This window comes from Amycolatopsis sp. cmx-4-61, from assembly GCF_046548775.1.
In the GTDB taxonomy this organism is placed as follows: Bacteria; Actinomycetota; Actinomycetes; order Mycobacteriales; family Pseudonocardiaceae; genus Amycolatopsis.
Window position 1 is genome coordinate 12565 of record NZ_JAEBEI010000003.1, and the last position, 22240, is coordinate 34804.

The following is a 22240-nucleotide window of genomic DNA, read 5'->3' on the forward strand; positions in this document are numbered from 1 at the left end:
CCATGTCGTCCGAACCCGTGGTGGACGTCCGCGATCCGGCCGTCCTCGACGACCCGATGGGCGGTTACGACCGCATCCTCGCCGAATCACCGGTCTGCCGCGCCCGGCTGCCGGGCGGCGAGGAGGGCTGGCTGGTCACCGGCAGCGCCGAGGTCCGCGCGGTGCTGTCCGATCCGGCCGTGCGCAACGATCCCACCGGCCTGCCGGGACGGGGCGCGCAGACGCAGGAGGAGACGTTCCTCGCGCTGGGCACGCCGCCGGAGCACCTGCCGTACCTGCGGGCGAGCCTGCTGAGCCTCGACGGCGCCGAGCACACGCGGCTGCGCCGCAGCATCAGCCACGCGTTCGGCGCGGCCCGCGTCGCCACCCTGCGCCCGCGGGTGCAGCAGATCGTCGACGAGCTGCTCGACGGCCTGGGCGCGACGGCGAACCTCCTCGACGAGTACGCGTACCCGCTGGCGATGGCGGTGGTGTGCGAACTGGTCGGGGTGCCCGAAGCGGATTGGGCGGACTGGTGGCGCTGGGGCAAGGTGCTGGTCGACGGCGATCCGGCGCGGATCACCCCGACGCTCGGCGAGATGTTCGCCTACTGCCACGCGCTGGTGGACCGCCGCCGCGCCGGACCGCGGGACGACCTGCTCAGCGAGGTCGTCGCCCAGGACGACCTGACCGACGTCGACGCGGTCGCCCTCGTGGTGTTCCTGGTGCTCGCCGGGCACGAAACGATGGCGCACATGCTGTCCAACGCGGCGCTCGCGCTGATGCGCGACCCGGCGCAGCGGGAGCTGTTGCGCACGGAACCGCAGCTGTGGCCGGCCGCGGTGCGGGAGCTGGTCCGCACCGACGGTCCGGTCCAGCTGGCGCGGTTGCGTTACGCCGCAACGGATATCGAGGTGGGCGGGGTCCGGATCCGCGCGGGCGACGCGGTCCAGGCGGTGCTCGGTGCGGCCAACCGCGATCCGGCCCGGTTCGCCCACCCCCACGCGGCGGACGTCCGCTGGCAGGCCGAGCACGGCGGCCGCGAGGGCAGCGTCGGCTTCGGCTGGGGGCCGCACTTCTGCCTCGGCGTCGCGCTGGCGAAGGTGGAGGCGGAGGTCGCGCTGCGGAGCCTGTTCGAGCGGTTCCCGGCGGTGCGGCCGGTGGGCGAGCCGGCGTGGGTGCCGCTGCCACGGGCCCGGCACCGGGTCGCCCTCGAGGTGCGGCTGCGGTGACCGCCCCCACCCCTGACGTCTCGGTCATCCTGCCCTGCGCCGGGTTCGGGACGCGGTTCGGCGCGCCGTACGCGAAGGAGCTGCACTGCCTGGCGCCCGGGGTCACCGTGCTGGACCGCAGCCTGGAGGCCGTGGTCGAGCTGGTGAAGAGCGGCCTGTGCGTGCGCGTGGTCGTCGTGTTCGGCCCGCACAAGCTCGACACGGTGAAGTACCTGGCGCGCTACGCCGGGACGTTCCAGCTGGTCTTCGTCTACCAGGACGACGTGGCCGAGCCGGGGCTCGACGGGGCCATCCGGTGCGCCCTGCCGCTGACGTCCGGGCCGGTGGCGCTGGTCCTGCCCGACATCGTCGTCAGCGGCGTGGGGAGCCTGCTGTCGGCCCTGCGGCAGACGGAGGTGGCGGGCTGGAGCGTGGTGGCCGCCGAAGAGCGGGATCCCGGCGTGCTGCGGCAGATGGGCGCGCTGACGGTGGCCGGCGAAACCGTCGAGGCCGCCGCCGAAAAGCCGGCCGACCCAGCGGGCTTCAACGCGCTCTGGGGCATCGTGGCGGTCAGCGCGGAACAGGCCCACCGGCTGCCGGACGTGGCGCGGCGGGACGCGGACAGCCCGCTGGCCGGGGCCCGCGCCCTGATGGTGGCGCGGATCGTCAACTACAACACCACCGGAGGATGAGCATGCTCGACGACGTGCTGGCGGCGCTGGAGACCGTCCTGCCCCGGCTGGCCGCGGTCACCGGCACGCCCGGCCTCGCTGTCGCGGTGGCCACGAGCGACGACCTGCGGACGGCCGCGACCGGGTTCGCGGACCTGGCCGCGCGGACGCCGATGACCGCCGGCACCGTCGCGCCGGCGGGCTCGCTCACCAAACCCGTCACCGGACTGGCGTTCCTGCAGCTCGTCGAGGCCGGGCTGGCCGGGCTGGACACCCCGGTCGACCAGGTGCTGCCCGCGGGCCTGCGCGGGGCCGGCGCGCCGCCCGCCACCACCGCCATGCTGGCCGCCCACCAGGCCGGCTACTACAGCGACATCGTCACCGCCGTCGCGCCCACCGCGCCGGCCGAGCCGGTCCTCGACTACGTCCGGCGCCGGCACGAGGCCGGCCGCGCCGTCGAGTACGGCGGGGTGCTGCCGCTGGTGACGGCGCCGGGACCGTACTCGTACTCCAGCTTCGGGGTCGGCGTGCTCGGCGGCGTCGTCGAGCACCTGACCGGTGAACCGTACGCCGCCCGCGTGCACCGGGAGGTGTTCGCGCCGGCCGGGATGGCGGACACCGACATCGACGACGGCACGCGCGCCCCGGCCGGCGGGGCGACCGGGTACCTGGCCTTCGGTGACTGGTGCCTGCCGAGCCCGCCGCTGCGGACGTCGGCCTACCCGGGTGTCGGGATGCACACCAGTGCCGCCGATTTCGCGCGGCTGCTGCAATCCCTGCTGCGCACCGCCCGCGGCGACCGCGGCCTGGTCGGGCCGGATTCGCTCGCCGCCATGGCTTCCCCGCGCGTGGAGCGGCCGGGCCCGCACGGCGTCCGGTCGTTCTCCGGCCTGACCCTGGAGCTCGCCGATCCGGAGCTGGGCGAGGACTGGTGGTGGGGGCACACCGCGGCGTTCCCGTGGGGCTTCTGGTGGGAAGCGCGGGTCTGGCCGCACCGCGACCTCGCCGCGGTGGCGGTGGGCAACCGGTGGGACATGGCCCGCTTCCACAACCCCGCGACCCGCAGCGCGCCCGGGCTGGCCGTGGAGTGGGCGGGCCGCTGGGCGGTGTCCGGGGCGCCGGCGAAGCTGCCGGACATGGACGGACGCCCCCGGTGGACCGGTCCGCGGCCGACGCCGGAGAGCTCGCACTGGATGGGCGTCCTGGTCGGCGAGCGCACCCACGGCCTGCTCGGCGTACCCGGCCCGCTGCCGGTCACGACGCTGACCGCCGGTGCGCGGTCCCTCGGCGACGGCGACGCGGGTGGCTGGGACCCGGCCGCGTTCGCGCGCGGCGTGGAGCAGGCGCGCGCGGTGGCGCCGGACCCGGCCGCACTCGGAGCGCTCGGCCGGGAACTGGGCCCGGCCGCGGCGCTGTGGATGCTGGAGTGCGGGGCGTCGAGCGCCGAAGTCACGATGCCGGTCGGCTTCTACGCCGGGACGGCGCGGTGACGCGGATGCGGGTGCTGCTGACCACGTACGGGACGCGGGGGGACGTCGAACCGCTGGTGGCTCTCGCCGTCGAGCTCCGGGCCCTCGGCGCGGACGTGCGGATGTGCACCCCGCCGGACGAGGAGTTCACGGACCGGCTGGACGGCCTCGGGATCGAAGCGGTGCCGGCCGGGCCGCCGGTCCGGGCGTTGATGCGCGGAACGGCCCCGCCGACCGCGGCGGAACTGACCCGGTACCGGGCCGAGCTGCTCGAAACGCAGTTCGACGTCCTCCCCGCGGCGGTCGCGGGCTGCGACGCGCTGGTGGCGGCCGGCCTGGCCCAGGTCGCCGCGCGCTCGGTGGCCGAGGCCGCGGGCATCCGCTACGTCTACGCGACCTATGCGGCGGTCAACCTGCCGTCACCGCACCACGCCCCGCCCCCGCGGCCGGGCTGGCCGGAGCCGTCGGAAGCGGACAACGCGGCGCGGTGGGAGCTGGACGCCCGGCGGGTGAACGCGCAGTTCCGCGAGCCGCTCAACGCCCACCGGGCCGCGCTCGGCCTGCCCCCGGTGGACAACGTGCGCGACCACGTCTGCTCGGAGCGGCCGTGGCTGGCGGCGGACCCGGTGCTGGGCGCGGCTCCCCCGGGCCTCGAAGTGGTCCAGACCGGTGCGTGGACGTTGCCGGACGAGCGGCCGCTGCCGGACGAGCTGACCGCGTTCCTGGCGGCCGGGCCGCCGCCGGTCTACGTGGGGTTCGGCAGCATCACCCCGGCTCCGGACATCGCCCGCTGGTCCGTCGAGGTCGCCCGCGCCCGCGGCCACCGGGTGCTCGTCTCCCGCGGCTGGGCCGAGCTGGCCGTGGCCGGCTGCTTCGCCGTCGGCGAGGTCAATCACCAGCGCCTGTTCGGCGAGCTGGCCGCGGTGGTCCACCACGGCGGCGCGGGCACGACCCAGACGGCCGCCCGGGCGGGGGTGCCGCAGGTCGTGGTCCCCATCCGGCTGGCCGACAACCCGTACTGGGCGGGCCAAGTGGCCGCCCACCGGGTCGGCGCGGCCCTCGACGGCCCGGCGGCCACGCCGGAGTCCCTGGCCGCGGCGTTCGACACCGCCTTGGCGTCCGGAACCCGGGCGCGCGCGAAGGCGCTGGGCGCGCAGGTCCGCACCGACGGCGCGAAGGCGGCCGCACGCCGGCTGCTCGGCGAACTCCGGTGAGCCGTGCCTCCGCCGCGACCGGCGCCGAGTGTCCCGACTGTCCTGTGTGGACGATACAGCGATCCGTCGCGGCTACGGAGGCGTGATCGCCGGGCCCGGCGAGAGATGCCAGACCTCCGCCATGGGTGTCCACCAGGAACCCCCGTCACGCGCGGAAAGGGACTCCTGGCAGGGGTCCGTCAACGTCCACCACCGCTGCGTCTCGGGGTCCGCGGCGATGCGCGCCTGATCGGCGTCGTGGTCTTCGCCGACGTACTCGTAGTACCCGAACAGCAAGTCCTCGTGCAGGAAAATGGTGAAGTTGCGGATGTTCGCCGCCCGCAGCGTCTCCTCGACGGCGGGCCACACCGCGGCGTGCAGCCGCAGGTACTCCTCGCGCCGCTCCGGGCGCAAGCGGATCAGCATGCCGTAGCGCTGGGCCATCGGACTCCTTCCGGACGGACTGCGGTCAACGCTCCAGGCGGGCGGGGTCGCCGGCGGAGGCGGGGCGGCGGGCGAGCCACGCTTCGGTGATGTGGTCGAACATCGCCTTCCCGGCGCCCTCGGCGTCCCCGGCCGCGATCCGTTCGTAAACGCGGCGGTGGCCCTTGTTCGAGGCCACGCACAGGGCGCGTTCGCCCGGGCCGACGTAGCGGGCGGTGTTGACCACCTGGCTCTCCAGCGCCCGCACCACGCCGCGGGCCAGGCGGTTGCCCGAGACCTGCATGATCGTGTCGTGGAACGCGAGGTCCTGCTCGCGGTAGGCGTCGGGGTCGTCGACGAGCTCGTCCATGAGGTCCACCAGCTCGCCCAGCCGGGCGACCACCTCCGGCCCGGCGGTCCGCGCGGCGACCTGGGCCATGTCCGATTCGAGCAGCCGCCGCGTCACCACCAGGTCGTCCAGGACGGCCGAGGTCTCGTCCTCGGCGATCACCGCGGCCAGCACGAGCTCGTCCAGCATGTTCCACATCGACGCCGGGTTCACCACCGTGCCGGCCCCCTGGCGGACCTGGACCAGGCCTTTCGCCTGCAGCAGCTTCACCGCTTCGCGAACCACGGTCCGGCTCACCGCGAAGCTCTCGCACAGCACCGGTTCGGCGGGCAGCGACGTCCCGGGCGGGTGGACCCCGCGCACCACCCGGTCCACGAGTTCGGCGGTGACCGCGCTCGCCAGGTTCGCGGGCCGGCGCGCCCACTGGGGGGCCGCGGGCTGCCGGTCTGATGCCGTCATCGTTCCTCCGGTCGCACTGCGTCGACCTGCGTCGGACGCAGCAGCAGCTTACACAGCGCCGCCGTTGACGTCATACGTCATACGAGTTACGTTTCAGCGCACTCGCCGGGCCACTCCCCGCCCGGCCACCGTCTGGAGAAGTGAGCAGCGATGAAGCAGCGCACACTATTCTCGGCCGCCGTCGTCGCGGCGTTGGCGTTGACCGCGGGATGCGGCAGCGCCGCCGGGCCGGCCGCCCCGACCGGCGACGCGAGCGGGAAACTCGTGGTCTGGGACTGGAAGTCCGGCGACGCCAAGGCCGCCGGTTACGTGGCGAAGGCCAAGGCCGAGTTCGCCAAGCAGCACCCCGGCGTCACGGTCGAATTCGTGGCCCAGCCCTACGACCAGTACTACACGCTGCTGGGGGCGGCGATCCAGGCCAAGCGCGGGCCCGACGTCATGCTCTTCAACGGCGGCGGCCAGATCCGCGACCGCGTCGCCGACCTCGTCCCCCTCGACACCTACGTCGCCGACGACCGGTCGCGGCTCAGCGGCTGGGACGCGTTCGGCAAGGACGGCAAGGTCTACGCCGAGCCGGTCACCCTGCAGGGGCACCCGTTCTACTTCGACAAGGGGCTCTACGAGAAGGCCGGGCTGAACCCGGCGGCCCCGCCGCGCACCTGGGACGACTTCGTCCGGGACTGCGGCACCATCTCCGCCAAGACCGGCGCGAAGTGCCTGGCACTGGGCAACAAGGAGGGCGACGGGATCCAGTTCTTCCTGTCGGCACTGGGTTCGGCGAGCCTGACGCCGCAGGAGTACGACGACTGGATCGCCGGCAAGCGGAACTGGACCTCGCCCGACGTCAAGCGGATCTTCGAACTGTGGAAGCAGGCCAACGACACCGGCCTGAACACCGACGGCCCCAACTCCACCGCGATGTTCAACGACGAGTTCGCGCTCTTCCAGTCCGGCAAGGCCGCCAACGTCATCGGGCTGATGTCCGACGTCGGGCACTGGAAGGACTTCGCCGAGTTCCTGGGCGCGGACAAGGTCGGCGTGATGACCGCACCGCAGGTCAACCCGGCCGCCACCCCGAGCCTGCCCTACGACGGCGGCATCGGCTACGCGGTCGCGAAGGGGACGAAGGATCCCAAACTGGCCGCGGACCTGGTCCGGTCGCTGAGCTCGACCGACGCGTTGAAGTCCTTCTACGCCGACAGCGGCGCGATCGCCGCGGACACCTCGATCGACGTCTCGGCGGCGGGACCGGCCGTGGCCACGATCGTTTCCGAGGTCAAGACCGGCAAGCCGGCGTTGCACGTCGCCCTCTCGTCGAAGACCCTCGACCTCATGGGACGGCTGTCGCAGCAGCTGCTGAGCGGGTCGGTCGGCGTCGACGACGCGCTGCAGCAGCTGGCCGCGTCGGACAAGGGCTGACGACGTGACCGGATACTCTCCGGCCCCGGTGGACCGGGCCCCGGCCCGGCCCACCGGGGTGACCGCGCCGCCCCGGCGCGCCCCCCGCGGCACGCGGCTCGACCGCTTCGCGCCGTTCGTCCTCGTCGCCCCGGCCGTGCTGGTCGTCGTGCTGCTGCGGCTGTGGCCGCTGCTGCTCGGCGTCAACTTCTCCTTCACCGGGGACGGCGACCGCAACGGCACGGCCGTCGGCTTCGACAACTACGTCACGCTGTTCGGCGATCCGCTGTTCCGCACCGCGCTGCGCAACGTCGGGCTGCTCGTGCTGCTGCTCCCGGTCGCCGTCGCCATCCCCGGCCTGCTCGCCACCTTCATCCACCTGAAGGTGCCGGGCCACCGGCTCTACCGCGGCGTGTACTTCTTCCCGGCGGTGCTTTCCCCGGTGATCGTCGGGGCGATCTTCAACCTGCTGCTGGCCTTCGACGGGCCGGTCAACGCCCTGCTCGGCCATGTCGGGCTCGGCCCGGTGGACTGGCTGGGCGACCCCGGGGTCGCGATCTTCGCCGTCGTCGGCGTGCACGTCTGGGCGACGTTCGGGATGGCGCTGGTCGTCTTCCTCGCCGGATTCTCCACTTTGGACTCGTCGTTGCTGGACGCGGCCAAAGTGGACGGTGCGTCGCTGCCGCAGACCATCCGGCACGTCATCGTGCCCGGCCTGTCCCGCACCATCCAGTTCGTCTTCGTCACCACCATGATCGGCATGCTGACGTCGATGTTCGGCCTGCTCTACGTGATGACCAACGGCGGGCCGGCCGGCTCGACCTACCTGCCCGAGTACTACGTCTGGATCCAGCAGGGGCAGCTGAACCAGCCCGCGCTCGCCTCCGCGGCGTCGACCGTGCTGTTCCTCATCATGCTCGTCGTCGGCCTGGCCCAGATCGGCATCCTGCGGCGCGCGGGGAGGGAGGACTGATGGCGGGTTCCCGGCTCACGAAGCGGCTGGCCGCGATCCCGATGGCGGCACTCGCACTGGCGACGGTCTACCCGCTGGTGTTCACCACGAACGTCGCCATGAAGGACCGGCGTGAATACACCCTCGACCGGTTCTCCCCCGCCGGCTCGCTGCGCTGGGACAACCTCGCGCGGGCGTGGTCCAGCGTGGGGATGTCCCGGTACTTCCTGAACTCGGTGGTCGTCGTGGCGTGCTCGGTCGCGGTGCTCCTGCTGCTCGGGTCGATGGCGGGCTTCGCGCTCGGCCGGCTGCGGTTCCGGGGGTCGTCCGCGGTGTTCCTGGGCATCCTCGCCGCGCTCTTCGTGCCGTTCCAGGTCATCATGGTGCCGCTCGCGCGGATCATGGCCGACAGCGGGCTCATCGACACCTACCCGGGGCTGGTGCTCGCCTACGTGGCGCAGTTCCTCCCGTTCACGGTCTTCCTGATGACCAGTTACTACGCGGCCGTGCCACCGGAGATCGTCGACGCCGCCCGCGTCGACGGCAGCACCGTCTACGGCGTCTACTGGCGGATCATGCTCCCGCTGGGCGCGCCGGCGCTGCTGTCGGTCGGGGTGCTCAACGCGCTGTTCTGCTGGAACGACGTGCTGATCGCACTGGTGATGATGCCGTCCGCGGACCACCGCACGCTCATGGTCGGCGTCACCGCGCTGCGCGGGCAGTATTCGGCCGACATCCCGACGTTCGCGGCCGGGGTGCTGATCGCCGCGGTCCCGGTCCTGCTCGTCTACCTGTTCCTGCAACGCCAGATCGCCGACGGGGTCACCGCCGGGTCCACGAAGGGATGAAATGCGCATCACTGGTTTCCGGGCCCTCACGACCGTCCAGGACTGGGGCCGCCCGATCGGCGACGCGAACGGCGTCCACGCCGGCGGGATCGTCCGGACCCCGATCGTCGTCGTCGAAACGGACGAAGGCGTCAGCGGGGTCGGGCTGGGTTCGCACGTGCTGGCGGAGACCGTCTTCGCCGCGATCGAGGGCGAAGACCCGCGCGGGGTGATCGCCCTCTACGACCGGATGCTGCGGCGGACGTTCAAGGCGGGGCACGCCGGCGCGGTGTTCGGCACCATCGGCGCCTTCGACACGGCGTTGTGGGACATCAAGGCGCAGCTGGCGGGCGAACCGCTGTGGCGGCTGCTGGGCGGGCGCGACCGCCGGGTGCCCGCGTACGCGTCGGGTCTCGACATCGCCTTGGACGACGACGAGCTGGCCCGGCTGTACCGGACCTACGCCGGCCACGGGCTGCGCGCGGCGAAGCTCAAGGGCGGCCTGGACATCGACCGCGACCACCACCGCCTCGGCCTGGTCCGCGACGTCCTCGTCGAAGCCGGCGCCGGTCCCCGGCCGGGCCTGATGCTGGACGTCAACGAGAACTGGACGCGCAAGCAGGCCGTCCGGCACGTCGGCGAGCTCGAGCGGTCCTTCGACCTGACCTGGATCGAAGAACCCGTGCGGCGCTGGGACGTGGCCGGCCACGCGGCGGTCGGCCACGGCGTCCGCGCCTCGATCGCCACCGGCGAGAACCTGACGGGGCTGGAGCAGCACCGCCCGCTGATCACGGCGGGCGCGGTCGACGTCGTCCAGACGGCGGCGGGCTGGGGCATCACCCACTTCCTCCGGGTGGCGGCGCTGGCGCACGCGCACGACCTGCCGGTGAGCCCGATCGGCACGACCCCGGTCGGCCTGGTCCACGCGGCGACGGCCGTGCCGAACCACCTGGTGACGGAGCTGCAGGACCTCCGCCCCCCGGTGGGCGTCTCGGTGGCCCACGAGGTAGCCGACGGCGCGTTCATCCTGGCCGACAGCCCGGGCCTGGGCATCGCACTGGACGAGGCGGCGATCAAGGCCGCGGGCCACCGCGTCCCGGACCCGTCCGCGGGCGGCTCCCACATCCGCCCGGACCGCGCGGGCTTCCACCTGCTGCCGACGACGAACAACGGCGACCGCGCACCGGCGGAGTTCGCGTGACGGGAACGCCGGCACGCGTGATCGGAGGGTCGACACGCGTGATCGGAGCGCCGGCACGCGTGATCGGAGAGTCGACACGCGTGATCGGAGAGTCGACACGCGTGATCAAAGGGTCGACACGCGTGATCGGAGGGTCGACACGGCGGATGAGTCGGGAGCCGGTCCGCTCTCAGCGGTCGGGCACGACCCTGGCGGGGACCAGGTACGGCCGCTTTCCCTTGACCCCGGCCGGGAACAGCACGGCCAGGTTATCTCCGGTCCCCGCCACCCAGACCGCCCGGCGCGGCCGGTCCGCCAGTTCGGCGACGCCGTAGGCGTGCGCGCCGCGGGCGTCGATGGTGGGTCCGTCGCGGTAGGTGATCCGCAGGTCCGGCGGGTGGTGGTCGGCGGCGGTCAGGCGGCGGTGCGGGGCGATGGTCACCTCCGCCGGGTACCAGCCCGTGCGGCGGGCGGCGGCCAGGCGCTGGCCCCAGCGGATCCGGCGGACCACCCCCACCGGGAACAGCACGACGCCGGCGATGAGCATCAGGACGGCGGCGCTGCTCGTGGCCCGGTCCTCGTTGGGTTCGTCGGCGGTGCGGACCCGGGCCGGCCGGGCGGGGTCGGTCGCGACGACGACGTGGTCGCCGACCGCGTACTCGCGATCGGAGGTGTGGTCGATCCAGACCCGCTTCGGCGCGCCGCCGAACACGTAACCGACCTCGATGAACGCCCCGGCCTTCGACTTGCGCCGGACCGCGAGGACGGTGCCGTCACTGTGCACGCCCGTGCGCAGCAACAGGTCGGCGGCCCGGTCCAGCTCGTGCTGCACCGCGAAGCACCCGCCGATCAGGGCCGCGGCGGCCAGCAGCGCGAACGTCCAGCGCCGCCCGCCGGCCCGCAGCCGCCGCAATCCCGGCGCGGCGGCCTCCGGATCCGGATGTCCGGTCGGCAATCCACTGTCGCGCTCGGCGACCGCGGGCCCGGCCGGCGGCGAGGGCGGCGGAGGAGGACGACGTCGAGTCGGTCTGCCGAACGCGTGCTCCCCCGTCGCCATCGCGCCATGGTAGGCCGGTTTCGGGCCACGCAGCGCCGCCTGTGACGCAACCGGAAAGTCACGCCGTGGTGCAGCCGGTGCGCGCCTCACGCACCGGCGAGGGCGGTGTCGCGCAGCTGGCGGCGCGAGCTGACCCCGAGCTTCGTGAAGATCTTGCGCAGGTGCCATTCCACCGTGCGCGGGCTGAGGAACAGCCGGGTGCCGATCTCGGGGTTGGAGTAGCCCTCCGCGGCCAGGCGGGCGATCTGGAACTCCTGGGCGGTGAGCTCACCGGTCGGCTCGGCGTTGCGTTTGCGCGCGGTCTCGCCGGTGGCCTGCAGCTCCCGCCGGGCGCGCTCGGCGAACGCCGCCAGGCCCATCGCCGACAACTGCTCGTGGGCGGTGTGCAAGTGCGCTCGGGCGTCCACGCGGCGGCCCTCCCGGCGCAGCCATTCGCCGTACAGCAGGTGGCTGCGGGCGAGGTCCACGCGCAGCGTCGTCGCCTCGAGGCAGGCGATCGACTCGCGGTAGAGGTCGTCGGCGTCGGCGCTGCCCAGTGCGCGCACCCGGGCGTCCAGGCCCTTCGCCTCCGCGGTCCCGGCCGCCCCGGCGCGCTCCGCCGACCGTCCGGCCGCGGCCCGGAGCTGCGTTTCGTCGCCGGTCCGGGACGCCGCCTCGGCCAGTTCGGCGGTGACGAGGCCCTGGAAGCCCACCACGTCGAGGTCGAACACCCGGCGAGCGGCCGCCAGGGCGGCATCGTGGCGGCCGAGGCCGTTGTACAGCACCGCCCGGCCGTAGTCGGCGAACGTCACCAGCCGGAGCTGGCCGCGCGCCGACGCTTGGCGCGCCGTCTCCTCGAACAGCTCGAGCGCCTGGGTTTCCCGGCCACGGAACGCCTCGAGCAGCATCGCGGCGTAGCCGACCGGGGCGTTGCCGGTCACGCCGGCGATCACGCGGTCCTCTTCGACCGACGCCGCCGCCGCGGTGAGCTCCCCCGCGAGCAGCTCGTTGACGGCGAGGAAGTTGAGCGCGAACTGCAGCTGCACGAGCGCGCCGGCGTCGCGGGCGAGCCGGACCTGCCGCTCGGCGAACGCCCGCGCCGCCGCGAAGTCCGCCGCTTCGGTGGCGATCATGCCGCCGGCCCGGTTGCCCAGCAACCAGAGCACCCGCCCGGGGTCTTCGGCTTCGACGTCGAGGGCGCGGACCGCCGCCAGTGCCCCGGTCAGCAGCGGCGCCGCGGCCCGGAGGCCGTCGGTGAAGCGGGTGGCCAGCGCGTCCAGGACGAGGTCGACGGCGCGGGGTGGCACGGGCGCCGGGGGCGCGGCCCGGGTGGCCTGGGCCGCCGCGAGGAGACCGCGGGGCTCCGGACCGGCCCAGAGGGCGGCGGCCAGGGCTTCCAGGTACGTCTCCCGCGCCCGGTTCGCGTCGAGCGGGGCGAGCCGCTCCGCCGCGCCCAGCAGGAGCCGGGCCGCGTCGCCGCCGCGCCGCTGGTCGAAGGCGATCTGCCCGCGCAGGCGCTCGATCTCGGCAGCCCGTGCGGCGTTCACTGGTCCGGCCGACGCCGAGTCGAGGAGCTCGAGCGCCTCTTCGAGCGCACCGGCGTCGCGCTTGACCGCGGCCGCCGCGAGTTCGCGGTCCGCGCGCCGGGTGGGTTCGGGCGTCAGCAGGGCCGCCTGCTCGAAGAACGCGGCGGCGGCGACCAGGCCGCCGCGGGCCCGGGCGCGGGCCGCGGAGCGTTCGAGGTCGGCGGCGACGTCTTCGTCCGGGGAGACGGTCGCCTGGGCGCGGTGCCAGGCCCGGCGGTCGGGGTCGCGGTCCGGGTCGGTCACGGCCGCCAGTGCCCGGTGGACCTCCTGCCGGTCCCGGGCCGGTGCCGACCGGTAGACCGCCGAGCGCACCAGCGGGTGGCGGAACCGGATCCGGCGGCCGAACTCGATCAGCCCGGTCGCCTCGGCCGCGGTCGCGGGGTCGGCGCCGAGGCCGAGCTCGCCGGCCGCGGCCCAGAGCAGGGTGGCGTCGCCGAGGGGTTCGGCGGCGGCGATGAGCAGGAGCCGCCGCGTGTCGGCGGGCAGCGGCGCCAGCTGCTTGACGAAGCAGTCTTCGATGCGCCCGGCCAGCGGTACCGTCCCGGGCGGGCCGAAGCCGACGGCCGGCTCGGCCGTCGTCCACGCGCGCGGCAGTTCCAGCAGCGCCAGCGGGTTGCCGTGGGTTTCGGCGAGGATCCGGTCGCGGACGCGGCCGTCCACCGGTCCCTTGAGCACCGAGGCCAGCAGTGCGGCCGACTCCGGCTCCGCCAGCCCGCCGACCGGGAGTTCCGGCAACCCGGCCAGGTCGAGCTCGCGGCCGGTTTCCCGCAGCGCGAAGACGATCACGATCCGCTCGGCCAGGAGCCGGCGCGCGACGAAGGCCAGGACCACCTCCGACATCCGGTCGAGCCACTGCACGTCGTCGACCAGGCAGAGCAGCGGCTGTTCCTCGGCCACGTCGGCGAGCAGCGTCAGCACCGCCAGCCCGACCAGGAAGCGGGTCGGGCGGGCGCCGGAATCGAGCCCGAACGCCGTGCGGAGCGCCTCGCGCTGGGGTCCGGGGAGCCGGTCGAGCCGGTCGAGGAACGGCGCGCAGAGCTGGTGCAGCCCGGCGTAGGCCATCACCTGCTCGGATTCGACGCCGGCGGCGCGCGCGACGCGGAAGTCCCGCGCCTGCGCGTGCACGTACTCCAGCAGCGCGGTCTTGCCGATCCCGGCCTCACCGCGCAGGACCAGCACCCGGCCCCGCTCCGACCGGGCGTCGGCGAGCAGCCGGTCGAGCGCGGCGCATTCGCTGTCCCGTCCGATCAGCGCCGGTCCACGCCCCGGCATGCGCACCTCCCACGGCCGGCCGGCGACGGCGGGACGAGGGTGCCGGGCGATCGAACAGTAGCGCAGCGCCGTCCCGGCCGATCACACGTCGTCGCGCGCCTCCGCGTGCCGCGCCTCGATGGCCTGCGCCGTCTTCGCCGGCTCCCCGCCGAGGAGCCGCCGGCCCAGCAGCCGACGCCGGCCGCGGTGGAGCCGGCCTGACGTTCCGGACGGCATCGGCCGGCCCTGGCTCGCGCATGTCGGGTGCCCACCGCCTTCGGGCGGCCTGGTGGTGTGCACGGGTTTCAGGCGTCCTGGTGGTCGGTCATGTAGCGGGCGTACCAGGCGGGCCACTGCTCGTCGTACTGCCCGGTTTCCTTTTCGTGCTCGCCGTGCGCGGCGGCCGCCCGCTTCAGGGCCTGCTCCAGCTCGTCGGTGGAGTCGTACGTCGCGCCGGAGACGCGTCCCGGGAACCGGGTGGTGATCTCCTGGAGCAGCCAGGTGTTGCCGTCGGGGTCGCTGAACGACGCGAACGAGCCGTAGGTGCCGTGGTCGGGGTGCACGCCCGGGGCGAAGGCGCCGGTCTCGTCGCGGTGGAACACCTCGCTGACGGCGACGCCGTGCCCGGCCAGCTCGGCCCGTGCCGCCTCGATGTCGGCCACGACCAGGTAGGTGCCGCGCACGGACCCGGGGGCGGCGTCGGTGATGCCGGTGCCGAAGTGGACCGACGCCGCCGACCCCGGCGGGGTCAGCTGGACCACCCTAGAGGTTCCGAAGACGATGTCGGCGTCTTCGCGCCAGCCGAGGGTCTTGTAGAAGTGCTTGGTCCGGTCGACGTCGGCGACGGGCAGGACCACGACTTCGAGTTTCATGTCCATGACGGGCAGCTCCTCTGTCTGTCGGCGGCGGGTTCGCCGCTCGACCCCCAGAGTGGCCCTCGGCGGCCCCCGTTCGCCCCAGGGAGACACCCTGGTCCGGTCCCGGGCGCTACTGCCGGGCGAGCACCCAGGGCATGAACTTTCCGGCGAGCGCCCGGCTGAACGGGCGGACCAGTTCCTGCAGCTCGGCGCAGGCGGACTCGCCGATGTGGGCGTAGGGCGCCGTGCTGTTCTCGTCCGTCACGCGCTCGAGTTCCGCCCGGCGGGCCGCGCCCGCGGGCGTGAAGGCCGGGTCTGCCTCCGCGGTGAGCCAGTCCCGCTCGCGGAGGCCGTCGACGGCCCGGTTCCACTCCTCTTCGGACCACGACCGGGAGGTGCGCAGGGTCCCGGCGGGAACCGCACCGGACGCGGCGTGGGTGACGAGGGCTTCGATCCCGTTGAGACCGGCGGTCAGCAGGGCGGCGACGTGCGCGTCGCCGCGGTACTCCCGCAGCAGCGTCTGCGCGTGCCAGAGCACCAGGTGGGGTTCGCTCGGCCACGGCAGGGCCGCGTGGGCGGCGAAGAGCGGGCGGCCGGTGACGTCGCCGTCGATCGATTCGGCGGCCTCACGCAGGAGCGCGGCGGCCCGGCGCATCCCGTCCGAGCCGACGGCGTCGCCGAGGACGCTGCGCAGCGCCTGGTCGGCCGCGGCGTACCGCGCGACGAGGACGGCGGCCGGATCGGTGGCGGACCAGGCGGCGGCGATCGACTCCCGGACGAGAACCGGGTTGAAGTTGTAGAAGGTCGCGACGACGACCGGGGCGGGCACCGCACCGAGCGCCGCGGACCTCGACGCGAAGTAGCCGGCCCGCCCGCCGAGGCCGAGCTGCCGGTAGGCGGCCGCGGCTTCCGGGGCGAAGTAGATCATTCCGTGGTAGGGCTCGATCACTCGCCAGGTCCGGCGCGCCGCTTCGATCACGCGGGCAACATACCATCCGGTCGGTACGGCGTGACCGTCTTCGACGGCACCCGGGCCGCTGGGTCGGGGTGGCGCGGGCCCGGCGGCGTCGCAAGTTGGCGGCCGAAGTCCGCGCCGCAACACGCCACACCCGCCCACCACCCGCCTTCCGCCCAACCAGGCCGAGCTCACCCCAGCTCACGAGTGGCGCGGAAGCCGGTGCGCAACACGCCACACCCGTCCACCACCCGACTTCGGCCCCGACCAGGCCGACGCTCGCCAGCTCTCGGATGGCGCGGAAACCGGTGCCACCCGCCGCCTCGATCGGGTGATCGCGGCCGTGGGTGCTCAACCGGTTCCTCTGGCGGTGCGTTCCCCCGACGCGGTTGCGCCCGCGGCCGCGAGAGCACGGAAAGCCGGGCTCATGACGAGGGAGGCACCCGAAATGAACGTTTCCTGGAAGCGCTGCGCGGCCGGAGCGGCCGCCGGTGCCGCGACGCTGCTGGCCGCCGCCGGTCCGGCGGGGGCGGCGCCGCACGAGATGCGGGTCGAGGCGGTCGGCAGCGCCACGCCGGTCACGGTGGCGGAGCTGACCGCCGCCCACCCGGAAAGCGTGGCTTCGACCCTGTACTGCGCGGTCCGGGACAACACCTTCGGCTGCCAGCAAGGCACGCCGGGCGACGGGCTCGTGGTCGGCATCCTGTACTACGGCGCCGGCTTCACCGGCTCGCAGGTGGTGATCTTCAACCCGGCCTACCACGTCGGCTGCACGTCGGGAACGACGGACAACGAAGGCGGCGGCAACCTCGGCACCGCGGCCGACCTGGTCAGCTCGGTCCGCACCTACAACCACTGTGACATCAAGCTGTTCGACGGGAGCAACGCGACCGGTACGTCCACCGGGTGGCTGGACCAGTCCGCCGACCTCGGCTCGATGAACGACCGCGCCAGCTCGTTCAAGATCTCCTGACCGACGCGCGTGGGCCGGCGTCCGGACGCCGGCCCACGCGTGCCCGCTTCGCCGGCAACGGCCTACGGCCGGACGGGCTCGGCGGCCGCGTTCGCCCGGTCGATCGCCGGCATGTTCTCCTCCGCCCAGGTGCGCAGCGCGGCGAGCGGGACCTCGAGCGAGTAGCCGAGGCCGGTGAGGCGGTAGTGCACCTTCGGCGGCACCGTCGGCTCCACCCGGCGCTCGACCAGGCCGTCGCGGGTGAGGTTCTGCAGGGTCACCGACAGCATCTTCTGCGAGACGCCGGGGATACGGCGCTGCAGCTCGGCGAACCGCACCTCGTCCGGCGCCGCCTCGGCCAGCACCTTGACCGCCATCGACGTCCACTTCGTGCCGATCCGGTCGAGCAGCCGGCGGGTCGGGCAGGCGGGGTCGAAGAGGTCGCCGCGCGTGCCCTTGGGCGAGGGGGTCACCTGGAGCTCACCACCTGTCGGGAAAGTGCCGTCTTGGCCGGGTCGCTTCGGTTACCTAACCTCAGCTGGTAACCAATGGTAACCCTAAAGGAGGCGGCGTGCGCGAGCAGCGAGTCACGGCGAACGGCATCGAGATCAACGTGGCCGTCACCGGCCACGGACCGGCTTTCCTGCTGCTGCACGGTTTTCCGCACACGTGGCGGTTGTGGACGGCGGTGCTCCCGCACCTGGCCCGGGGGCACCGGGTCATCGCCCCGGACCTGCGTGGTCTCGGGGCGACCACCCGCGCCGGCGACGGCTACGACGCCGGCACCCTCGCCGCCGACGCCGAAGCGCTCCTCGACGCCTTGGACGAGCCGGCTGCGACGGTCGTGGGCATCGACGCGGGCGCCCCACCGGCGTTCCTGCTCGCGATGCGGCGGCCGGAGCGGGTCCGCCGGCTCGTGCTGATGGAGTCGCTGCTCGGCGGGCTGCCCGGGGCCGAGGAGTTCCGGCCGCCGTGGTGGTTCGGGTTCCACGCCGTGCCCGGTCTCGCCGAGACGGTCCTCGCCGGCCACGAGGCGGAGTACCTCGGCTGGTTCCTCGACGCCGGCACGCGCGGCCGCGGGGTGCCGCCCGCGATCCGCCGCCACTTCACCGAGGCGTACACCGGCCAGGAAGCCTTGCGGTGCGCCTTCGGCCACTACCGGGCCATGCCCGAGAGCGCGGCCCAGCTCGCGGCCGCCACGGCGACCGGCCGGCTCACCGTGCCCACGGTGGCGATCGGCGCCCACCCGGTGGGCAACGCCCTCGCACACCAGCTGCGCCCGGTGGCCGACGACCTCACCACCCACCTCATCGAGGACTGCGGCCACATCATCCCGCTGGACCGCCCGGACGCACTCCTGCCGCTGTTGGCCGCCGGCTGACTGGCTCAGGCCCTGCGGCCACAGCCGCCCCGCCCGGCGGGGGCCGCGAGGTGCTGCGGGAGACACGCGATCGCCCACCGTGCCAACGGCTTCAGCTCAAGCCCTGCGGCCACAGCCGCCCCGCCCGGCGGGGGCCGCGAGATGCCGTGGGAGACACGCGGTCGCCCACCGCCGGGCCGGTGAGCGATCTGCGCGGCGTGACTCGAAGCCGCCCGCCACTCCACCTCCGCCGCACCACCGCCCTCGCCACCTGAGAACTGCGCCCACCCACTCCGCCCGAGGCCTCCCGCCGGAGCCGGGCCACGGCCTCAACCCAAGGCCTGCGGCCACAGCCGCCCCGCCCGGCAGAGGCCGCGAGGTGCCGTGGGAGACACGCGATCGCCCACCGGGCCAACGGCCTCAGCTCAAGCCCTGCGGCAAGAGCCGCCCCGCCCGGCAGAGGCCGCGAGGTTCCGGGAACAACCTCAAACGCCCACTGCCGGGCCGGGTGAGAACTGCGCCGCGTGACTAAAAACCGACCGCCACCTCACCTCGCCGGAGACTGCGCCGGACTTCCGGCTGGCGGCCGGAGCCTCAGCGCAAGCCTTGCTGCGACAGCCAATCCTTCGCCACGTCCGCGGCCGTCTCGCCGTCGGTGTCGACTCGCTTGTTCAGGCCGCGCATGCCCTCCGTCGTCAGCTTGGCGCTCACCGCGTCGACCGCCGACTTGAAGTCCGCGCCTCGCTCGTCCAGCACCTTCTTGTTCACCGCCGGCACCACGTTCTCCGTCGGCACCATCGCCAGGTCGTCCTCGAGCACGGTGTACTTCGCGTCACCCGCCAGCGGGCTCACCGAGTCGACCGGGATGACCGTCACCGCGCCGGAATCGAGCTGCTGCACGCGCGGCCCGAGCTCCTGGACCGTCTGGAAGCTCGCGTTCGTCAGCTTGTACACGTCCGTGAGGCCCTTGAAGCACGTCAGCCGCTTCTCGCACTCCGGGCCGCCCGCCAGGACGACCTTGTCGAGCTTCTTCAGGTCGCTGATCTTCGCGAGGCCCTTCGACTTCGCGAGGTCCGCCTTCACGATGTAGGTGTTCTTGTCCTCGGCGGGCGCGTAGTCCAGCAGCGCGACGCCGTTGGGCTCCAGGAGCTTCGCCAGCTGCTCGTGCTCGCCCTTGGCGTCCTTCACCGGTTCCTTGCCGAACCCGGCGGAGATCGCCGAGCCCTGGTACTCCGGGATGAACTGCAGCTCACCGGACTTCAGGGACGGGTAGATCAGCTCTCGCGACCCCAGGTTCAGCTTCCGCGCCACCGGATACCCCTTGGCCTCCAGCGCCTGCGCGTAGATCTCGGCGAGGATCTGGCTGTCGGTGAAGTTGAAGGACGCGACGACGATCGGCGCCCCGCCCTTGCCCGGCGCGGCGGGTTTCTCGTCTCCGCCCCCGCACGCCGTCAAGCCCAGCGCGGCCACCGCCACCAGCGCGGCCACTCGGATGTTCCGGGTCCAGCCCACGTCCCCACACTCCTGTCGTCGAGATCGGACGGACAGGACCCTAGCCAGCCCCACCGACAGAAACCACATTCCGGGATTCACCCGGAAAGGTGCTCACGCAGCGTCGAACCGGTGTACTCGGTCCGGAAGCGCCCCTTGCGCTGGAGGATCGGCACGACGTGGTCGACGAACGCGGCCAGCTCGTAGGGCAGCGTCGAGCCCATGATCGTGAACCCGTCGACGGCCCCGGCGTCCTGCCAGGTGAGGATGTGGTCGGCGAGCTGCTCCGGCGTGCCGGCGAAGTGGACCTGCCCCGCTCCCCCGGTGATCCGCGCCGCGATCTCGCGCAAAGGGGCACCGGGACGTTCGCGGGCCGCCGCGGCCAGTTGCCGCAGCCGGCTCGACCCGCCCTCGGCCCGCAGTTCGGCGGGCAGCGGGGCGTCCGGGTCGAACGCGTCGGGGTCCAGGCCCGCGGTGTACAGCGCGTTCTGCCAGCGGAACTCCGGGCTGGCCAGCTCCTCCAGCCGCCGGGCCCGGGCCTTCGCCTCGGCCTCGGTGCCGCCCAGGGTCACCATCAGGGCGGGCAGGACACGCACCCGCGAGGGATCGCGGCCCGCCTCGCGGACCCGGGCGTCGAGCTCGGCGCGGAACTCGACCGCCGCCGCCAGCGACGGCGGTCCGGAGAACACCAGCTCCGCATACCGGGCGGCGAGCCCGATCCCGGCGGCCGACTGTCCCGCCTGGACGAGCACCGGCCGCCCCTGCGGCGACCGCGGGAACGGCAGCACGCCCTCGACGTCGTAGAACCGGCCGTGGAACCGCGGCGCGTGCAGCTTCCCGCGATCGGCCCAGACGCCCCGCTCGCGGTCGCCGACGATCGCGTCGTCGTCCCAGCTGTCCCACACCAGGGTGACGACGTCGACGAACTCGTGCGCGCGTTCGTACCGGTCGGCGTGCTCGGGATGCGCCTGCTCGCCGAAGTTCGCCGCGGCCAGCGGGGTGATCGTGGTGACGATGTTCCACCCGGCGCGGCCACCGCTGAGGTGGTCGAGGGTGGCGAAGCGGCGCGCGAGTTCCCACGGCTTGTTGTAGGTCGTCGAGCCCGTCCCGATCAGCCCGATCTTCTCCGTGACCGCGGCCAGCGCCGAAAGCACCGAGACGGGGTCGAACTGCGTCTGCGGCAGGTGGGTGACGCGGTACTCGGCGATGGCGATGTTGTCGGCGAGGAAGACCGAGTCCAGCAGGCCGCGCTCGGCGGTCCGCGCGATGTCCGCGTAGTACGGCAGCCCCAGCACCCCGCGGACGTCGTCGTCGACGACCCGCCACGCGGACTCGTGGTAGCCGTTCGGCCAGACGAAGGCGTTGAAGTGCAGGGATTTCCCGGTCACAGTGCTCCTTCGAGGACGGTCGCCGCGTCCGGGACGGTACGCCCGTGCACCGCGGGGCGTCCACCGTACGGGTCGTCGTCCGTCCACAGTGTCGTCGGCGCGGCCGCGCGGACGACGGGCACGACCTCCGAAGCGAACCGTTCGAGCATGTCGAGCTGCTGCTCGTGCGGGATCATCGTGGGCAGGCTGAAGGACTGCAGGTCGTGGCCGTAGGCTTCGTGCCACCACAGGATCTTCTCGGCGATCTGCTGCGGGCTCCCGACCAGGACCGGCCCGCGCTCGATGGCGTCGTCGATGGTCGGGAACTCCATCGCGTTGCCCGGGGTGTGGTTGCCCGGCTGGTTGAAGAACGCGACGATCTTCTCGTAGGTCGGGCCGAACGCCTCCCGCGCCTCCTGCGTGGTGCCGGCCAGGTACAGGAAGCCCGCTCCCGCACCGACGAAGGCGAACCGCGGGTCGTGGCCGTGCCCGGCGTGGTGCTTGCGGTAGTGCTCGATCAGGACGGTGTAGTTGTCCCGCGGCTGGATCGCGTTGGCGGAGAACAGCGGGTCACCCCACTTCGCGGCCAGCTCGGCCGACGTCACCGTGGTCGCCGAGCCGTGCCAGACCCGGGGCGCGCCGGCGAACGGCCGCGGCAGGCTGGTCACCGCGTCCAGTGGGCCACGGAACCGGCCCGACCAGGTGACGTCCTCCTCGCGCCAGAGCCGCCGCAGCAGCTCGTACTTCTCCGCCAGCGCGTCCCACTGGTCGCCGTCTTCGATGCCGAACATCGGCAGCTGGCGCAGTTCGTTGCCCTTGCCGATCACCAGTTCCAGCCGTCCGCGGGACAGCTGGTCGACGGTGGCGTAGTCCTCCGCCACCCGCAGCGGATCGTGCAGGGACAGCACCGACACGCCGGTCTGGATCCGCACCCGGCTGGTCGTGGCCGCGATCGCCCCGAGCAGCACGGTCACCCCGCTGCTCAGGAAATGCCCCGCGTGCCGTTCGCCGAGCGCGACGGCGTCGAACCCGAACTCCTCCGCGCGACGCGCCGACGTGAGCGCCTGGGCGAAGCGCTCGTCGGGCCGGACCCGGCGGCCGGTCACCGGGTTCGTCAGGTGGGGCAGGATGTCCAGGACCTGAAATCTCATCGGGTCGCTCCGTCCGCTTCGTCGAACGCGGTCATCGTGCCGATCACGGCCCCCGTGCGGTCAAGTCGTCCCACCGGCCGGGCAGCCTCGGACGCGGCCCTCGGCTCGCTCGGTATCACCCGA

General features: G+C 73.6%; 21 protein-coding genes. 10 read left to right on the forward strand and 11 right to left on the reverse strand.

Translation table 11 applies throughout. From position 1 onward, the window contains the following. Positions 1-2: 2 nt before the first annotated feature. The 4 genes from ACLJOU_RS12380 to ACLJOU_RS12395 are packed head-to-tail and all read left to right on the forward strand — an operon-like array spanning position 3 to position 4544. On the forward strand, positions 3-1211 hold the full coding sequence (locus ACLJOU_RS12380; protein WP_410566731.1) for a cytochrome P450 family protein: 1209 nt from the start codon (positions 3-5) through the stop codon (positions 1209-1211). Next, the gene (locus tag ACLJOU_RS12385) at positions 1208-1882 is read left to right on the forward strand and encodes a hypothetical protein (RefSeq protein WP_410566733.1); all 675 of its coding nucleotides are present in this window, start codon (positions 1208-1210) and stop codon (positions 1880-1882) included. The genes ACLJOU_RS12380 and ACLJOU_RS12385 overlap by 4 nt, the downstream gene beginning before the upstream one ends. Before the next feature lie 2 nt (positions 1883-1884). Continuing rightward, positions 1885-3351, forward strand: a complete 1467-nt coding sequence (locus ACLJOU_RS12390; protein ID WP_410567578.1) for a serine hydrolase domain-containing protein — start codon at positions 1885-1887, stop codon at positions 3349-3351. Positions 3352-3356: 5 nt separating this feature from the next. After that, positions 3357-4544 (forward strand): glycosyltransferase, encoded by a 1188-nt coding sequence (locus tag ACLJOU_RS12395; protein ID WP_410567580.1) that lies wholly within the window; start codon positions 3357-3359, stop codon positions 4542-4544. A gap of 72 nt (positions 4545-4616) precedes the next feature. Here the strand turns inward: ACLJOU_RS12395 and ACLJOU_RS12400 are convergent, their stop codons facing one another. Further along, complete coding sequence (locus ACLJOU_RS12400) at positions 4617-4967, reverse strand: L-rhamnose mutarotase (RefSeq protein WP_410566735.1); 351 nt, start codon at positions 4965-4967, stop codon at positions 4617-4619. A gap of 25 nt (positions 4968-4992) precedes the next feature. Further along, positions 4993-5754 (reverse strand): FadR/GntR family transcriptional regulator, encoded by a 762-nt coding sequence (locus ACLJOU_RS12405; protein WP_410566737.1) that lies wholly within the window; start codon positions 5752-5754, stop codon positions 4993-4995. 150 nt (positions 5755-5904) lie between these two features. On the opposite strand from ACLJOU_RS12405, the gene ACLJOU_RS12410 reads away from it, so the two are divergent. Genes ACLJOU_RS12410 through ACLJOU_RS12425 form a run of 4 tightly spaced genes read left to right on the forward strand, consistent with a single transcriptional unit; the run spans position 5905 to position 10132 of the window. Then, complete coding sequence (locus ACLJOU_RS12410; RefSeq protein ID WP_410566739.1) at positions 5905-7173, forward strand: ABC transporter substrate-binding protein; 1269 nt, start codon at positions 5905-5907, stop codon at positions 7171-7173. A 4-nt stretch (positions 7174-7177) separates the two neighbouring features. Next, positions 7178-8125 (forward strand): carbohydrate ABC transporter permease, encoded by a 948-nt coding sequence (locus ACLJOU_RS12415; protein WP_410566741.1) that lies wholly within the window; start codon positions 7178-7180, stop codon positions 8123-8125. Further along, the gene (locus tag ACLJOU_RS12420; protein WP_410566743.1) at positions 8125-8952 is read left to right on the forward strand and encodes a carbohydrate ABC transporter permease; all 828 of its coding nucleotides are present in this window, start codon (positions 8125-8127) and stop codon (positions 8950-8952) included. Before ACLJOU_RS12415 ends, ACLJOU_RS12420 begins: the two co-directional genes overlap by 1 nt. 1 nt (position 8953) lies before the next feature. Then, positions 8954-10132, forward strand: a complete 1179-nt coding sequence (locus ACLJOU_RS12425) for a mandelate racemase/muconate lactonizing enzyme family protein (protein ID WP_410566745.1) — start codon at positions 8954-8956, stop codon at positions 10130-10132. 169 nt (positions 10133-10301) lie between these two features. On the opposite strand, the gene ACLJOU_RS12430 is transcribed toward ACLJOU_RS12425, so the two are convergent. From ACLJOU_RS12430 to ACLJOU_RS12450, 5 genes are all read right to left on the reverse strand, one after another. Continuing rightward, a complete protein-coding gene (locus ACLJOU_RS12430) occupies positions 10302-11168 on the reverse strand; it encodes a DUF3592 domain-containing protein (protein WP_410566747.1) in 867 nt (288 codons plus the stop codon). 86 nt (positions 11169-11254) lie between these two features. Continuing rightward, a complete protein-coding gene (locus ACLJOU_RS12435; RefSeq protein ID WP_410566749.1) occupies positions 11255-14005 on the reverse strand; it encodes an ATP-binding protein in 2751 nt (916 codons plus the stop codon). Between the two features lie 81 nt (positions 14006-14086). Further along, the gene (locus tag ACLJOU_RS12440) at positions 14087-14221 is read right to left on the reverse strand and encodes a hypothetical protein (RefSeq protein ID WP_410566751.1); all 135 of its coding nucleotides are present in this window, start codon (positions 14219-14221) and stop codon (positions 14087-14089) included. A gap of 68 nt (positions 14222-14289) precedes the next feature. After that, positions 14290-14862 carry a VOC family protein gene (locus ACLJOU_RS12445; protein WP_410566753.1) on the reverse strand — a complete coding sequence of 191 codons (573 nt, stop codon included), beginning with the start codon at positions 14860-14862 and terminating at the stop codon, positions 14290-14292. A gap of 109 nt (positions 14863-14971) precedes the next feature. Beyond that, positions 14972-15820, reverse strand: a complete 849-nt coding sequence (locus tag ACLJOU_RS12450; protein WP_410566755.1) for an SCO6745 family protein — start codon at positions 15818-15820, stop codon at positions 14972-14974. A 424-nt stretch (positions 15821-16244) separates the two neighbouring features. On the opposite strand from ACLJOU_RS12450, the gene ACLJOU_RS12455 reads away from it, so the two are divergent. After that, a complete protein-coding gene (locus ACLJOU_RS12455) occupies positions 16245-16769 on the forward strand; it encodes a hypothetical protein (RefSeq protein WP_410566757.1) in 525 nt (174 codons plus the stop codon). Between the two features lie 62 nt (positions 16770-16831). Here the strand turns inward: ACLJOU_RS12455 and ACLJOU_RS12460 are convergent, their stop codons facing one another. Next, complete coding sequence (locus ACLJOU_RS12460) at positions 16832-17221, reverse strand: winged helix-turn-helix transcriptional regulator (RefSeq protein ID WP_410566759.1); 390 nt, start codon at positions 17219-17221, stop codon at positions 16832-16834. Between the two features lie 98 nt (positions 17222-17319). Here ACLJOU_RS12460 and ACLJOU_RS12465 point away from each other — a divergent pair, with 98 nt between their 5' ends. Beyond that, the gene (locus ACLJOU_RS12465; RefSeq protein WP_410566761.1) at positions 17320-18129 is read left to right on the forward strand and encodes an alpha/beta fold hydrolase; all 810 of its coding nucleotides are present in this window, start codon (positions 17320-17322) and stop codon (positions 18127-18129) included. A 573-nt stretch (positions 18130-18702) separates the two neighbouring features. Here the strand turns inward: ACLJOU_RS12465 and ACLJOU_RS12470 are convergent. The 3 genes from ACLJOU_RS12470 to ACLJOU_RS12480 form a co-directional block, all read right to left on the reverse strand. Then, a complete protein-coding gene (locus tag ACLJOU_RS12470) occupies positions 18703-19620 on the reverse strand; it encodes an ABC transporter substrate-binding protein (protein WP_410566763.1) in 918 nt (305 codons plus the stop codon). Between the two features lie 77 nt (positions 19621-19697). Then, positions 19698-20987, reverse strand: a complete 1290-nt coding sequence (locus ACLJOU_RS12475; protein WP_410566765.1) for an LLM class flavin-dependent oxidoreductase — start codon at positions 20985-20987, stop codon at positions 19698-19700. Beyond that, positions 20984-22117, reverse strand: a complete 1134-nt coding sequence (locus ACLJOU_RS12480; protein WP_410566767.1) for an LLM class flavin-dependent oxidoreductase — start codon at positions 22115-22117, stop codon at positions 20984-20986. Before ACLJOU_RS12480 ends, ACLJOU_RS12475 begins: the two co-directional genes overlap by 4 nt. Positions 22118-22240: the final 123 nt, after the last annotated feature.

Bases quoted from the DNA above. Each gene is read 5' to 3' on its own strand.
- ACLJOU_RS12380 (WP_410566731.1), top strand. From the start codon at position 3: ATGTCGTCCGAACCCGTGGTGGACGTCCGCGATCCGGCCGTCCTCGAC.
- ACLJOU_RS12390 (WP_410567578.1), top strand. From the start codon at position 1,885: ATGCTCGACGACGTGCTGGCGGCGCTGGAGACCGTCCTGCCCCGGCTG.
- ACLJOU_RS12395 (WP_410567580.1), top strand. From the start codon at position 3,357: ATGCGGGTGCTGCTGACCACGTACGGGACGCGGGGGGACGTCGAACCG.
- ACLJOU_RS12400 (WP_410566735.1), bottom strand. From the start codon at position 4,967: ATGGCCCAGCGCTACGGCATGCTGATCCGCTTGCGCCCGGAGCGGCGC.
- ACLJOU_RS12405 (WP_410566737.1), bottom strand. From the start codon at position 5,754: ATGACGGCATCAGACCGGCAGCCCGCGGCCCCCCAGTGGGCGCGCCGG.
- ACLJOU_RS12410 (WP_410566739.1), top strand. From the start codon at position 5,905: ATGAAGCAGCGCACACTATTCTCGGCCGCCGTCGTCGCGGCGTTGGCG.
- ACLJOU_RS12420 (WP_410566743.1), top strand. From the start codon at position 8,125: ATGGCGGGTTCCCGGCTCACGAAGCGGCTGGCCGCGATCCCGATGGCG.
- ACLJOU_RS12425 (WP_410566745.1), top strand. From the start codon at position 8,954: ATGCGCATCACTGGTTTCCGGGCCCTCACGACCGTCCAGGACTGGGGC.
- ACLJOU_RS12430 (WP_410566747.1), bottom strand. From the start codon at position 11,168: ATGGCGACGGGGGAGCACGCGTTCGGCAGACCGACTCGACGTCGTCCT.
- ACLJOU_RS12435 (WP_410566749.1), bottom strand. From the start codon at position 14,005: ATGCCGGGGCGTGGACCGGCGCTGATCGGACGGGACAGCGAATGCGCC.
- ACLJOU_RS12440 (WP_410566751.1), bottom strand. From the start codon at position 14,221: ATGCCGTCCGGAACGTCAGGCCGGCTCCACCGCGGCCGGCGTCGGCTG.
- ACLJOU_RS12445 (WP_410566753.1), bottom strand. From the start codon at position 14,862: ATGGACATGAAACTCGAAGTCGTGGTCCTGCCCGTCGCCGACGTCGAC.
- ACLJOU_RS12455 (WP_410566757.1), top strand. From the start codon at position 16,245: ATGAACGTTTCCTGGAAGCGCTGCGCGGCCGGAGCGGCCGCCGGTGCC.
- ACLJOU_RS12480 (WP_410566767.1), bottom strand. From the start codon at position 22,117: ATGAGATTTCAGGTCCTGGACATCCTGCCCCACCTGACGAACCCGGTG.